Genomic DNA, 13,000 nt, shown 5'->3' with positions numbered 1-13,000 from the left:
ATGTTTAAAGCGCAAAGAGTGCGCGACGGGCCCCGCGAATGGGGCGATGATGCCCGAGAGGGCCAAGAAGGAGTCTCATGTCCGAGAACGAAGAGATCATGAACGAGATCGAGAACGAGACCATGGCTGCCGAGGTCGAGGCAGTCGAGACCGTGGAGACCGAAGCTGCCGAGGTTGAGGCTGCTGACGAGGTTTCCGCCGAGGAGGAGGCCGAGGTTGTCGAGGCCGCCGTTGATTACGATGACGAAGAGCTGATGGACAAGATGCAGAAGGCCGCCCGCCTGCTGCGTAGCCGTCGCTTTGCTATTTCCAAGGAGGAGGAGGCCAAGGCCGAGCGCATGGCGAACATCGAGCGCGCCATCAAGCTTCTTGACCTCAAGCCCAAGATGGAGCAGAAGGAAATGTCCGACCTGCTGGGCATGCGCCTCCGTGAGCTCGATGGCCTGATGGCCGAGGCCGAGGCTGCCGATCTGGTCGGCCGCATCGACGACGCCGAGGGCGATATGCGCAAGATTGTTGTCTTCGCCGCCGAGGATGCCGCTGAGGGCCTGGTCGAGCTTGCCAACAAGAAGGAGAAGCTCCTGCCCGAGCTTTCTTATGAGGAGGCCACCGAGCTGATGGCCGCTCTCGATAAGGTTATCGCTCCGCTCGTCGCCATGGGCCTGGACGAGGACCGCGGTCCTCGCGGCGGCCGTGACGACCGTGGTGGCCGTGGCGGCGACCGTGGCGGTCGCGGCGGCTTTGGCGATCGTGGTGGCCGTGGCGGCGACCGCGGCGGTCGCGGTGGCGATCGTGGCGGCCGTGGCGGTTTTGGTGACCGTGGCGGCGACCGTGGCGGTCGCGGCGGCTTTGGCGGCAACCGTGGTGGCTATGGCGATCGCGGTGGCAACCGTGGCGGCTTCGGCGGCAACCGTGGTAACGACCGTGGCGGTCGCGGTGGCGATCGTGGCGGCCGCAACGGCGGCGGCTTCCGCGGCAACCGTTTTTAGTTACGGCGTTTTACCAAACGCCGTAACGGGCCGACGCTGCGCGGGCCACATTTGGACAATCTGACGTTCAACTTCAAGGGCGCGACCAGAAGGTCAGCGCCCTTTCGTTTCACGTCACCTTGCCTCAAATGCGACCCGCTCGCTGTCCGTCCTCTGCCTGCGGCGTTGTCTTGCTCCGGATGCGGCAGTTAGGGACGTTCCTTTTCTGCCGGCAGCTTGGGACACTCCTTGTAGTCATTGGGGACGTTCTTAAACGACTACATAGAACAAGAGTGGATGATCTCCCGGTTTGAGCCTGCATTCAAGCTCAAAGTGGGAGATCATCCACTCTCGTTTCGTTTGTTGATTTCGATGCCTACATTTGTAGGAACAGTTCGTGGAGGCGGGTATCGTCGTCGAGCTCGGGGTGGAAGGTTACGCCGAGCTGGTTGCCCTGACGGGCGGCGACAATACGACCGTCGACTTTCGCTAAGGCCTTGGCGTCGCCGTGGACCTCGACGATGCGGGGCGCGCGGATAAACGTCAGCGGCACTTCACCGTCGATGCCGGCTATTTGCCCCTTGGTTCGAAAGCTGCCGAGCTGCCTGCCGTAGGCATTGCGCTCGACAAGTACATCCATGGTTTCCAGACGCGGCGTGCCCTTATCGTCATGGGCGGCAAGGTCGTGAGCCAGTAGAATCAGGCCGGCGCAGGTGCCCAGGACGGGCATACCTTCAGCGATACGGGCACGAAGCTCCTCGAGCATGCCCAACTCATCAAGCAGCTTCCCTTGAACGGTAGACTCGCCGCCGGGAAGTACCAGACGGTCAAAGTCCTGCTTCAAATCAGCCGCCTGCCTCAGCTCAATACAGTGTGCGCCAAGCTCGAATAGTCTTGCCTCGTGCTCGGCAAAAGCGCCTTGGACCGCCAGCACGGCAACCGTTTGGTCTGCATAATCGCTCATGTGCGATCCTTTCTGCTGGACTAGCGCCCGCGCTCTTCCATGATAATCTCGATTTCGTCGGCGTTAATGCCCACCATGGCCTCGCCCAGGTCCTCCGAAAGCTCGGCGATGAGCCTGGCATCGGTGAAGTTTGCCACGGCCTTGACGATGGCAGCGGCGCGCTTGGCGGGGTCGCCGCTCTTAAAGATGCCCGAGCCGACAAAGACGCCCTCGGCACCCAGCTGCATCATCAGCGCGGCATCGGCCGGGGTCGCTACGCCGCCGGCGGCAAAGTTCACGACGGGAAGCTTGCCCGTGGCATGGACCTCGCGTACCAGCTCGACCGGAACCTGCAGTTGCTTGGCTGCCTCAAAGAGCTCGTCGTCGCGCAGGGCAACAACGTCGCGGATCTGCTTTTGGATCTTGCGCATGTGACGCACGGCCTGAACGACGTCGCCCGTACCCGGCTCACCCTTGGTGCGAATCATAGTGGCGCCCTCGGCAACACGGCGCAACGCCTCGCCCAGATCGCGGGCGCCGCAGACAAACGGCACGTCAAACTGGGTCTTGTCGATGTGATAGACGTCATCGGCGGGGGAGAGAACCTCGGACTCGTCGATGTAATCGATCTCGATGGCCTGCAGGACCTGCGCCTCGACAATGTGACCGATGCGGCACTTGGCCATGACGGGGATGGAGACGGCCTCTTGTATGCCCTTGATCATCTTGGGGTCGCTCATGCGCGAGACGCCGCCTGCGGCGCGGATGTCGGCCGGGATGCGCTCGAGTGCCATGACGGCGCAGGCGCCTGCCTCCTCGGCCATGCATGCCTGCTCGGGCGTGGTGACGTCCATGATGACGCCGCCCTTGAGCATCTGCGCGAGTTCGCGATTGAGTTTGACGCGATCGGCCTTGCTGGTCTGTTCTGCCATGGTTGCTCCCTTGGTTGGCATGTGCATTGCTTGACGGAACATCCTATCGGGGAGCTGGGTATGGCAAAATACTCAGTTTTCGAGATAATAATAAGGTCAGCCTAATACCAGATTGAACAGCTCGATAAGGTCAGGTGGCAAACTCATGCTTGACTACAATTTGGAAAAACGCGGCGAAGCATCGCTCTATGAGTATGTTTACCAGCAAATTCGAGATGATATCGTAGCTGGACGTATTGTGGCGGGGGAGCATCTTCCGTCTAAGCGCGCCTTTGCCAGTCATCTGGGAATCAGTGTCATTACCATCGAGAATGCATATAGCCAGTTACTCGCTGAGGGCTATATTTGCTCAATGCCACGTCGTGGCTACTACGCTTGTGAGCTTCCGGATGCACCGGTTTTGGCTTCGGCTGCGGAGGGCATCGACCGAGATAACGCCTCTGCGGGTCCCAGCGCGCATGATGTCAACGGACAGGTCGAGCTATTCGATGCACTTTCTCCTTCCGCTTTGGAGGCGGCGCGGCTTTGGCAAAGCGCACTACGGGCGACGCTGGCATCCGAAGATGAGCGCGAAATCTTTTCGCCCGCACCGGCGCAGGGCACCGCTCGGCTACGACGCGCAATTGCTCACCATCTGCGTGGGACGAGGGGCATGAATGTCGATCCCAACGATATCGTTATCGGCGCGGGCGCCCAGCTGCTCGATACCATGCTGGTTCAGTTGCTTGGAGCCGACAAGGTGTATGCCGTTGAGGATCCGGGCTATTTGCGCCTGACGCGCATCTATCAGGCTATGGGCTGCAAAGTTCGACATGTCCCGTTGGATGACGACGGCGTGGACCTGAGCGCTCTGCAGAAAACCGGGGCCGATGTCCTTCACCTTATGCCGTCCCATCAGTATCCGACCGGCCTTGTGACGAGCATTGCGCGTCGCTATGCGCTTCTGAGCTGGGCCGCCGAGCGACCAGATCGGTATCTTATCGAAGATGACTTTGATTGTGAGTTTCGCCTTGCCGGGAAGCCGATTCCCGCGCTCGCGTCGATAGATGCCGCCCAGTCGGTTATCTACACCAACACGTTTTCGAAGAGCCTGTCATCGGCGTTGCGTCTAGCGTACATGGTGCTGCCCGATGAGCTAATGGAGCGGTTTAGGCGCAACCTTGGTTTTTACGCCTCGTCGGTGAGTTCCGTTGACCAGGTCGCTTTGGCTCGTTTGCTGGAATCGGGTGATTACGAGCGACATGTGAACCGCGTGCGCGTTCGTGCTCGCGAGGCGCGTGATGGCCTGGCGGCGCTTGTGCGGAAGGCATTTCCGGCAGGGGAAGTCTCGATCGAACACGCAGACGCGGGCCTTTACTGCACCGTGGTTGCGGAGCGTGGAACGGGCGGAAGCACTTTTGCACGGGCCCTCACGCGCTCGAGCATCCCTTTTATCGATATCGGTGACTGTTTTTGGTGTGCCGATGGCGCATCTGCCCCTGAAAACTCAACTCATATTCTTGTCCAGTATGACGATCTGAGTCCAAAAGTACTAACTACCTTGGAATTGCAGCTAATGGGGGGCACTCTGCAATCTAAGTGAGTAGACTTTTAGCACTTTGGCGACCAGGCAGTTTTGTAACAAGCTATCTACCTGCGGTTTTGAAAAGCAGGAAGACCGGCCTGCTCGGAATGTTCAAAAAAGTCTACTCACTTGCCGCGTAAAGCTTCTGCATGAGAAAAAAATAGGGTTTTCAACAGGGCTTCGTCCAGCTCTCGACAAGCTTTTGGCCAGTTGGGGAGGGCTGTTGAAAACTTGGCAGTCCGTTCGGCGCCATTTTTGGTGCGTTCGCGCCAATGCGTGACTGACTGGGTTGAAATTCGTGTTCTCCTGTGCCTATGAAGGATCTACTTTGTGACATATCGGCTTTTAGGTACTGGCGTTTGCCTCCTCAAGTCCGCGCTTTGTGTCCGCCGCTTCCACGACCGGAAGAAGACCGGCAGCGATATGATCTCGCCCGCAACCCGACGGCTGCGGTCGCGCTCGGTTTTCCGTTGCATACATTGGTTCGGACGAGAAACAAACGGACTTGTCCTGCCAGCATTAGGCAGCGGCTGTTTCTTGGTGAGCTCCCCAGGGAATCCGTGCTGGAAACGGAGCATGGATTTTTGATTACGTCTCCTCTACTGACGGCATTCATCATGTCACGGCATCTGACGGATCTTCAGCTTCTTTTGGTATTGGCGGAGATGTGTGGCTTGTTTGCGGTGTGTGCCCTGCCGGCGTTACTTGAGACGGAGCTTTCGCGTGCAATTGATTCGGGTGCGATTTCGACAACGTTCGGTTGGGCGCGCTGCCCGTCCGAGGACGGCACCGCCTCAAATATATGGCGTCGAGACGCTTTGGTTTTGGGCGGAGACCTTGACCGTTTTTGTTCAGATGTTTGTGGGATGCGTTACGGCAATAGATTTATGGCGGTATCGCAACTCGTTCCATTGGGTGCCGCGTCGCCTTTTGAGGTCGAGGCGTATTTGCTACTTGCACTGCCGCGATCCCTGGGAGGCGAAGGTTTTTGCGACATAGAGCTTAATGTTGAAGTGATGCTAAGCACAAGTGCTCGAGCGATTGTGGGAAAGTCCCGTGTATATATCGACATACTTCTGTCTTCGCCGGACGGCAGGCGACAGGTGGCCATTGAATGTCAGGGAAAGGCCTCGCACGGACGCGCAGGGGATGGCTTGCGTGACGCTGAACGCATGACGGCCCTTCAGGCCATGGGCTACGATGTGCTTCTCCTGACACACAGACAGATATCGGATGAGGATAGATTCCGCGCGATCGTTAAGGCCGTATGCAGGATGCTCGATGCTGAATATCGTGATAAAAGCTCGGATGAGCAAAGGGCTGAGGCATTACTCCGGTCTGAACTATTCATTGACTGGACAAAATTGGGAGTAATCGACGGAAAGATGCCCGCTAGACACAAAATGGCTCGATCGTGGACGGCTGCGGTTCTAAGTGAGTAGACTTTTGGCACTTTGGCGACCAAGCCGTTTTGCAACAAGTCATTTACCTGCGGATTTATAAAGCAATATGGATGGTGTGCTCGGCAAGTTCCAAAAAGTCTACTCACTTAGTTTTTGACGAGAAACCGATGCCGAAGGCAGTCCTATTTCAGGGCGTTAACGAGTCCTCGAGACACAAAAAGGCCCGAACCATGCGGTCCGGGCCTTATCGAGCTAGAGATTGTCTCTCAGGCGTCTGGCTTAGCCAAAGTAGCGCTTGAGCAGGCCGGCGAAAGCCTTGCCGTGGCGGGCCTCGTCGCGAGCCATCTCGTGCACGGTATCGTGGATGGCATCGAGGCCAGCGGCCTTGGCGCGCTTGGCAAGATCGGTCTTGCCGGCGGTGGCGCCGTTCTCGGCCTCAACGCGCATCTCGAGGTTCTTCTTGGTGGAGTCGGTCACGACCTCGCCCAGGAGCTCGGCGAACTTAGCGGCGTGCTCGGCCTCCTCGTGGGCAGCCTTCTCCCAGTACAGGCCGATCTCGGGGTAACCCTCGCGATGAGCGACGCGAGCCATGGCCAGGTACATACCGACCTCGGAGCACTCGCCCTCAAAGTTGGCGCGCAGGTCGGCAACGATGTCCTCGGAGACGCCCTCCATCTTGGCGACGCCCACGACGTGCTCGGCGGCCCACTCGAGCTGGCCCTCCTCCTGCTTCAGGAAACGAGAACCGGGAACGCCGCACTGGGGGCACTTGAAGTCCTCGGGCAGCTGGTCGCCGTCGAACTCTTCCACATAACCGCAAACGGGGCAAACAAACTTCATGATTCGATCCTTTCGATCGATGGCGATTGTGCGCTCGTCCGGTCCCGTAAGGGCCCTCTCCGGACGTGCGTCTTGACGAGTTCTATTATCCATAAATGCAACCAAATGTGAAGCCTATTAGGAATGATTTTTAATAAAACAATTTTGGGATATGAAGATGTTGATTGATTAACGATTGGCAGGCCGTCTTTGACCGCCGCTGAGTACAATCGGTCGAGCAAATGTTGACCCATCAACAAATAAAGGAGTTTCCTTTATGCATCTAGCCCGTCGTGCCTGGTGCCGAACATATCAGACGGTTTTTCGCATTGCATTGCCGATCCTGCCCTATACCGAGCCGCACATTTTGGAGCATGCCGAGGATGTGCCCGCGGTGCTTCAAAAGCGCTCGATCCAGAAGGTCCTTATCGTGACAGACCCTGGTATTGCACGTTTGGGGCTCACGGCATCACTCGAGCGTGCGCTTACGGCTCAGGGGATTGGCGTTACGGTCTATGCCGAAACGCGTGCAAACCCCACGGTTTCAAACGTGGAAGAAGCGGCGTCCCTGTATCGAGAGAGCGCCTGCCAGGCCATTATCGGCTTTGGCGGTGGCTCGGCCATGGACTGTGCCAAGGGCGTGGGCGCACGCATTGCGCAGCCAAACAAGCCCATCAACAAGATGCGCGGCCTGCTGCGGATTCATCGTCGCCTGCCGCTGCTCATCGCCGTTCCCACTACCGCCGGTACGGGAAGCGAAGTCACGCTTGCGGCGGTAATTACCGATGACGGGACGCACTACAAATACCCCATTAACGACTTTGTGCTCATCCCGCGTTTTGCAGTCCACGACCCCGAGTTTACGTGCGGCTTGCCCGCTTCCATTACGGGGCAGACGGGCATGGACGCCCTGACGCATGCCGTTGAGGCCTTTATCGGGCGAAGCACCACGCCCTATACGCGCAAGATGGCGCGACAGGCGGTGCAGCTTATCCACGACAATTTGCTCGAGGCCTATGAGCATGGTGACGACATGCGCGCTCGTCGCAATATGCTTTCGGCGGCGTATAAGGCGGGCGTTGCGTTTACCCGCTCCTATGTCGGATATGTGCATGCCATCGCGCACAGTCTGGGCGGCCGATACGGAATTCCGCACGGTTTGGCCAACGCGATCAGCCTGCCGCACATGCTTCGCGCTTATGGTGACGCCGCCGCCCCCAAGCTTGCCGATCTTGCTCGCATGGCGGGCATTGCGCCGGCTACCGCGCAGGATAGTCTTGCGGCCGAGGCCTTTATCGATTGGGTCGACCGCATGAACGAGGCCCTGGGAATCCCCAAATATGTTTTGGGCATTCGCCGCTCTGACATTCCCGAGATGGCGGCGCATGCCGATGCCGAGGCCAATCCGCTATACCCCGTTCCGCTTCTAATGGACCGCTTGGAGCTCGAGCATATGTACGAAGTCGTTGCAGGTGGTATGTTTGAGGACGAGAATTAGGAGGGTCCATGAACACCGAGGAAATTGCGCGCATCGTCGGCGATCAGCGCGCCTACTTTAAGACGCACGCCACGTTTGATGTCGATGCTCGACGTCGCGCGCTCGTGAGTTTACGCGATGCGGTGCGGGCCCACGAGGCCGATATCGCCCATGCGCTCAAGACCGATTTGGGGAAGTCGCATGACGAGGCCTATATGTGCGAGATCGGCACGTCGCTTTCCGAGATTCGACATCAGATCGCTCACGTGGCTCGGTGGAGTCGTCCGCGCCTGCGTCCGTGCGATCTCGCTAACGCCGTGAGCGTGTGCAAAACGCAAGCCGTGCCCTATGGCGTCACACTCATCATGGCTCCGTGGAACTACCCGTTTTTGCTAACACTCGAGCCGCTCGCCGGCGCCCTTGCCGCGGGCAATACCGTGGTCATCAAGCCGAGTGCCTATGCTCCGGCATCGAGCGCGGTGCTCAAGCAAATCTGTGAAGAGGCATTTGATCCGTGCCTGGTGACGGTTGTCGAGGGCGGGCGCGCCGAAAACGAAGCGCTGCTCGATGAGTGTTGGGACAAGATCTTCTTTACCGGTAGCGTTCCGGTCGGCAAGCTCGTTATGGAGCGCGCGAGCAAAAACCTCACGCCCGTGACGCTTGAGCTGGGCGGCAAGAGCCCCTGCATCGTGGATGCGACGGCAAATTTGAAGGTCGCGGCACGGCGTATCGCCTTTGGCAAATGGCTCAACGTGGGGCAGACCTGCGTGGCGCCCGACTACCTGCTGGTCGATACGCGCGTGCACGACGAGCTGCTGGGCCTCATCAAGGAAGAGGTCCGCCGTATGTTTGGCGAGCATCCGCTCGATAACGAGGATTACGGGCATATCGTCAATGCTAAGCATTTTGCGCGCGTGCGCGGGCTGATCGATCCCGATAAGGTCGTGCTGGGAGGCACGGCGCGCGAGTCGTCGCTCAAGATTGAGCCGACGATCCTAGACGGCGTGACCCCCGATGACGCCGTGATGCAGGAGGAGATCTTCGGTCCCATCTTGCCGGTGCTGACGTTTGAGAGCCTAGACGAGGCCGAAGCGTTTATTACGGATCGTCCGACGCCGCTGGCCCTGTATATCTTTAGTCAGGATCGCGCAGTTCAGCAGCGCTTCGTGCGTTACGTGCCCTTTGGCGGTGGCTGTGTCAACGACACGATCATGCACTTGGCTACGAGCCATATGGGCTTTGGCGGCATGGGCGCGAGCGGTATGGGGCAGTACCATGGACGCGAGAGCTTCGATACGTTTAGCCACAAGAAGAGTATCGTGAACAAGGCAACTTGGCTGGACGTGCCGTTTCGGTATGCGCCCTACGCAAGCTGGAAGCACAAGTTCGTGCGCATGTTTGTGCATTAGAAAAGGGCGCAGGTAATACGAACAAGTGTTCCTATTACCTGCATTTTGCGTTAGACTACTGTTATGGAGCACGGATGGGCCAACTCCCTTTAGAAGGGATTTGGTATGAACGTAAGCGATGTTATTTCGTTATTGGCGTTGTTGATTGCGGCTATCGAACTCGGTCTGTTTATCGGCCGAATGAAATAGCCGCCCCCGCGTAAGCGAAGACGGCCACTTCTCACGATGAAAACGTGTATCGGAGTTGGCAAGACCCGCGGCAACGGGTGCCATCCGTGTTCCTATCTTATCTGCAAGCGTTCTGTCGCGCAAGCGTTGAGGCAAACGATTGAAGGACGCAGACAGGATGTATTTGTGTCCGCGCGGGACCGTAGACTTCTCAATAAGGTTACACACCGGTTTATCCGGCCGTTAGAGGAGCTGCTATGTACGAGCCTTCACGTGTTCTTCTGTCATTTCACATTGCAGGATTTCAGTATGCCGATGGCGCCTTGGTCCTGGGCGATCTTAAAGCGGGCGATAAGCTGACGCTGTGTGCCGAGCGCGATAATCCCCATGACCCCGAGGCAGTTGCGATCTACTATGGCAAGACCAAACTTGGCTACGTTCCGGGAAACGAGGTCGGCCCGCTGTCCTTGATGATGTATTACGGCCACGAGGACGTATTTGAGGCCCGCGTGCAACAGGTTGCCCCCGAGCGCAGCCCGTGGCACCAGGTGCGCGTTGGCCTCTATGTGGTGGATGCCCGCTAGTCGGCAATGGAGGCGGCCATGTTTGATGACGACGACCAGTTCGATCTGACAGACGATCCGTTTGAGTGGGATCTGCTACTCGACGACGATGAGTTGGAGCAGGATCGTAAGAAACGGCAGGACAAGAAAACTCAGAGTGACGCTTCGAAAAAGCAAGACAAACGCCGCCGCGGACTGTTCGGCGGGCTCTTTGGATAACCGCCGCATCGCTGCGTCTGTATACTTAGCACGAGTTGAACACGTTGCGAAATGAGGACACAGACGATGATGTGGTTTACCGCCGACTTGCACCTGGGCGATACGAATATCTTGCACGACATGGACCGGCCGTTTGGCTCGGTCGAGGAGATGAACCGCAAGGTCATCGATGCCATCAATGAGTGCGTGGCTGCGGACGACCGCCTCTATATTCTGGGTGACTTTACCTATCGTTTGCCCCTGGCGGAGGCGGTGCGCCTGCGCGAGCGTATCGAATGCCAGAACGTGACGCTCATCCGCGGTAACCATGACGGCGACTGGGAAGATTCCGACGTACCGCGGATTTGGGAAGACGTGCGCGATTACCTGGAGATTGCTCCCGGCTATGCCAAGGGCCATCGTCTGGTTATGAGCCACTACCCCATGCTCAGCTGGAACGGCAAGGCACGTGGCGCCATTATGCTGCATGGGCATATCCACAGCAGAGGTGACCGCGCCAACGCACGCAACCGCGATCGCGAGCGCCCTATCTTTCGCTACGATGTCGGTCTCGATGCCAACGAGTACAAGCCCGTAAGCCGCGATCAGATTCTTAGCTTCTTTGGGTTATAGGGCGCCAGAGCCACCACAAAGGGGACAGGCACCTTTGTGGTGGTTCTGGCGCCGTTGCCATTATGGCGGCGGCGCCTTTTTTGTCCGCGCGGCGCGGTAGAGTGTAGCCGGTTGATATTTGCGTCCATCGAGGAGCTGCTATGAACGAGATCAAGTGCCCGCATTGCGGCGAAGTTTTTAAGGTCGATGCATCCGGCTATGCGGATATCGTCAAGCAGGTGCGCGATGCCGAGTTCTCGCGCGACCTGGATGAGCGTGTGAAGGCAGTCCAGCGTGAGGGTGAGCAGGCGCTGGAGCTTGAGCGCTCGCGTTCGACGGCTGCCTTGCAACAGGCAAAGTCTCAGCGCAATGCCCAGCTTGTCGAGCAGAAGAACACTGCGGATCAGAAACTGGCGCAAGAGGTTGCCAAGCGCGATGCTGAGCTTGCCGAGCTGCGCGCTAAGCTCGAGGGCGCTGCCGCAGAGCGCGAGAGTGCAAGCCAGCGCGCGGCGGTTGAGGCACGAGCCAATGCTCAAAAAGAGAATGCCGAACTCCAGCGTGAGATTGATAGCCTGCGTGCGCAGCTTGGGCGCAAAGATGACGAAGCAAAGCTTGCCGAGTCGGCGGCGCGCAACGCTGCTCAAAACGATTTAGCTGCACGCGACGCTCAGATTGCCGAGCTGCAGGCCAGGCTTGCCGCGGCGGACAAGGCCCAGGAGATGGCGCTTGCCGCTGCCGCGGCAGAGTCGCAGCGTGAGCTCGATGCCGCTCGCAGCGAGGCCGAGCGCGCGCTTGCTGACTATCGCGCGAAGGTGCAAGAGAAGTTTTCCGCCGCAAAGGCTCAGTCCGAGCAAGAGGCCGAGGGCCTGCGTGCCCAGCTGCGCGAGCAGGAACTGATGGCAAAAATGAACCTGTCAGAGGCGGTCGCCGCGGCGGAGCGAGAGCGCGATGAGGCGCGTGCCAAACTGACGAGCGAGCTGGCGGTGCGCGATTCTCGCGAGGAACAGGTCAAGGCGGCACACGAGCTCGAGCTTGCGCAGGCCAAGCGCGCGAGCGATGACCTGATTCGCTACAAGGACGAAGAGATTGAGCGCCTTAAGGACATGAAGGTCCGCCTGTCCACCAAGATGGTGGGCGAGTCGCTCGAGCAGCACTGCGAGACCGAGTTTAACCGTCTGCGCATGACGGCGTTTCCTAACGCGTACTTCGAGAAGGATAACGATGCGTCCGAGGGCACCAAGGGCGACTTTATCTTCCGCGAGTGCGACGCAAGCGGTAACGAGGTCATTTCGATTATGTTCGAGATGAAAAACGAGAACGACGAGACCGCGACCAAGCACAAAAACGAGGACTTCTTTAAGAAACTCGATCACGATCGTCGCCAGAAAGGCTGTGAGTACGCGGTGCTCTGCACACTGCTCGAGCCCGAAAGCGAGCTCTATAACGCAGGGATAGTCGACGTGAGTTACCGCTATGAGAAGATGTACGTGATCCGCCCGCAGTTCTTCATTCCCATGATCACGCTGCTGCGCAACGCCGCCATGGGTTCGCTGCGCTATAAGCAGGAGCTGGCGGAGTACAAGCAGCAGAACATCGACGTCACGAACTTCGAGGCCAAGATGGAGAAGTTCAAGAACGACTTCGGCCGCAACTATGAGCTTGCGAGCCGTAAGTTCCAGACGGCGATCGAGGAGATTGACAAGACGATTAGCCATCTGCAGAAAACCAAGGAGGCATTGCTGTCCTCCGAGAACAATTTACGTCTAGCCAACAAGAAGGCCGACGATCTTACCATTCGCAAGCTCACCTGGGGCAACAAGACCATGAAGGCGGCGTTTGACGAGGCGCGCGGGGCTGCGACAGGGGCAAACGATGAGCCCGCCGAGGCGGATTCGTATGAGGTCGAGGATGCCGAGTAGGGGATAGCGTATAGTGCAAAAGCGG

At 58.4% G+C, this 13,000-nt stretch carries 12 protein-coding genes; 9 read left to right on the top strand and 3 right to left on the bottom strand.

Annotated elements, in window-relative coordinates:
* The first annotated feature begins 77 nt into the window (after positions 1-77).
* Positions 78-989 (top strand): hypothetical protein, encoded by a 912-nt coding sequence (locus ACESUZ_RS00290; protein ID WP_373197941.1) that lies wholly within the window; start codon positions 78-80, stop codon positions 987-989.
* Positions 990-1,344: 355 nt separating this feature from the next.
* Here ACESUZ_RS00290 and pdxT read toward each other — a convergent pair whose 3' ends face one another.
* Positions 1,345-1,932: a pyridoxal 5'-phosphate synthase glutaminase subunit PdxT gene (gene pdxT, locus ACESUZ_RS00285; RefSeq protein WP_195246464.1), complete on the bottom strand. Its 588-nt coding sequence runs from the start codon at positions 1,930-1,932 to the stop codon at positions 1,345-1,347.
* A gap of 20 nt (positions 1,933-1,952) precedes the next feature.
* Positions 1,953-2,843, bottom strand: coding sequence for a pyridoxal 5'-phosphate synthase lyase subunit PdxS (gene pdxS, locus ACESUZ_RS00280; protein ID WP_373197940.1), 891 nt, complete (start codon positions 2,841-2,843; stop codon positions 1,953-1,955).
* A 145-nt stretch (positions 2,844-2,988) separates the two neighbouring features.
* On the opposite strand from pdxS, the gene pdxR reads away from it, so the two are divergent.
* Together pdxR and ACESUZ_RS00270 are read left to right on the top strand one after the other, a co-directional pair.
* Positions 2,989-4,425 (top strand): MocR-like pyridoxine biosynthesis transcription factor PdxR, encoded by a 1,437-nt coding sequence (pdxR, locus tag ACESUZ_RS00275; RefSeq protein ID WP_270226241.1) that lies wholly within the window; start codon positions 2,989-2,991, stop codon positions 4,423-4,425.
* Between the two features lie 542 nt (positions 4,426-4,967).
* Positions 4,968-5,849, top strand: a complete 882-nt coding sequence (locus ACESUZ_RS00270) for a putative endonuclease domain-containing protein (RefSeq protein ID WP_373197939.1) — start codon at positions 4,968-4,970, stop codon at positions 5,847-5,849.
* A gap of 240 nt (positions 5,850-6,089) precedes the next feature.
* Here the strand turns inward: ACESUZ_RS00270 and ACESUZ_RS00265 are convergent, their stop codons facing one another.
* Positions 6,090-6,650, bottom strand: a complete 561-nt coding sequence (locus ACESUZ_RS00265; protein ID WP_022094328.1) for a ferritin family protein — start codon at positions 6,648-6,650, stop codon at positions 6,090-6,092.
* A gap of 256 nt (positions 6,651-6,906) precedes the next feature.
* Here ACESUZ_RS00265 and ACESUZ_RS00260 point away from each other — a divergent pair, with 256 nt between their 5' ends.
* The 6 genes from ACESUZ_RS00260 (at position 6,907) to ACESUZ_RS00235 (ending at position 12,975) form a co-directional block, all read left to right on the top strand.
* Entirely contained in the window at positions 6,907-8,127 is a 1,221-nt protein-coding gene (locus tag ACESUZ_RS00260) for an iron-containing alcohol dehydrogenase (RefSeq protein WP_373197938.1), read from the top strand.
* Between the two features lie 8 nt (positions 8,128-8,135).
* The gene (locus ACESUZ_RS00255) at positions 8,136-9,515 is read left to right on the top strand and encodes an aldehyde dehydrogenase (RefSeq protein WP_195521000.1); all 1,380 of its coding nucleotides are present in this window, start codon (positions 8,136-8,138) and stop codon (positions 9,513-9,515) included.
* Between the two features lie 425 nt (positions 9,516-9,940).
* Positions 9,941-10,267 carry an HIRAN domain-containing protein gene (locus tag ACESUZ_RS00250; protein ID WP_035137041.1) on the top strand — a complete coding sequence of 109 codons (327 nt, stop codon included), beginning with the start codon at positions 9,941-9,943 and terminating at the stop codon, positions 10,265-10,267.
* An 18-nt stretch (positions 10,268-10,285) separates the two neighbouring features.
* On the top strand, positions 10,286-10,465 hold the full coding sequence (locus ACESUZ_RS00245) for a hypothetical protein (RefSeq protein WP_195544263.1): 180 nt from the start codon (positions 10,286-10,288) through the stop codon (positions 10,463-10,465).
* A gap of 51 nt (positions 10,466-10,516) precedes the next feature.
* A complete protein-coding gene (locus ACESUZ_RS00240; RefSeq protein WP_138111904.1) occupies positions 10,517-11,077 on the top strand; it encodes a metallophosphoesterase in 561 nt (186 codons plus the stop codon).
* A gap of 140 nt (positions 11,078-11,217) precedes the next feature.
* A complete protein-coding gene (locus ACESUZ_RS00235) occupies positions 11,218-12,975 on the top strand; it encodes a DUF2130 domain-containing protein (protein WP_373197937.1) in 1,758 nt (585 codons plus the stop codon).
* The last annotated feature ends 25 nt before the right edge of the window (positions 12,976-13,000 follow it).

Source organism: Collinsella aerofaciens ATCC 25986 (assembly GCF_964239575.1).
Lineage (GTDB): Bacteria > Actinomycetota > Coriobacteriia > Coriobacteriales > Coriobacteriaceae > Collinsella > Collinsella aerofaciens_BQ.
This window is presented reverse-complemented; position numbering and strand designations above follow the sequence as displayed.

What these genes read in the sequence shown, in the direction of transcription:
- ACESUZ_RS00290 (WP_373197941.1), top strand. Translation starts at nt 78, where the DNA reads ATGTCCGAGAACGAAGAGATCATGAACGAGATCGAGAACGAGACCATG.
- pdxT (WP_195246464.1), bottom strand. Translation starts at nt 1,932, where the DNA reads ATGAGCGATTATGCAGACCAAACGGTTGCCGTGCTGGCGGTCCAAGGC.
- pdxS (WP_373197940.1), bottom strand. Translation starts at nt 2,843, where the DNA reads ATGGCAGAACAGACCAGCAAGGCCGATCGCGTCAAACTCAATCGCGAA.
- pdxR (WP_270226241.1), top strand. Translation starts at nt 2,989, where the DNA reads ATGCTTGACTACAATTTGGAAAAACGCGGCGAAGCATCGCTCTATGAG.
- ACESUZ_RS00265 (WP_022094328.1), bottom strand. Translation starts at nt 6,650, where the DNA reads ATGAAGTTTGTTTGCCCCGTTTGCGGTTATGTGGAAGAGTTCGACGGC.
- ACESUZ_RS00260 (WP_373197938.1), top strand. Translation starts at nt 6,907, where the DNA reads ATGCATCTAGCCCGTCGTGCCTGGTGCCGAACATATCAGACGGTTTTT.
- ACESUZ_RS00255 (WP_195521000.1), top strand. Translation starts at nt 8,136, where the DNA reads ATGAACACCGAGGAAATTGCGCGCATCGTCGGCGATCAGCGCGCCTAC.
- ACESUZ_RS00250 (WP_035137041.1), top strand. Translation starts at nt 9,941, where the DNA reads ATGTACGAGCCTTCACGTGTTCTTCTGTCATTTCACATTGCAGGATTT.
- ACESUZ_RS00245 (WP_195544263.1), top strand. Translation starts at nt 10,286, where the DNA reads ATGTTTGATGACGACGACCAGTTCGATCTGACAGACGATCCGTTTGAG.
- ACESUZ_RS00240 (WP_138111904.1), top strand. Translation starts at nt 10,517, where the DNA reads ATGAGGACACAGACGATGATGTGGTTTACCGCCGACTTGCACCTGGGC.
- ACESUZ_RS00235 (WP_373197937.1), top strand. Translation starts at nt 11,218, where the DNA reads ATGAACGAGATCAAGTGCCCGCATTGCGGCGAAGTTTTTAAGGTCGAT.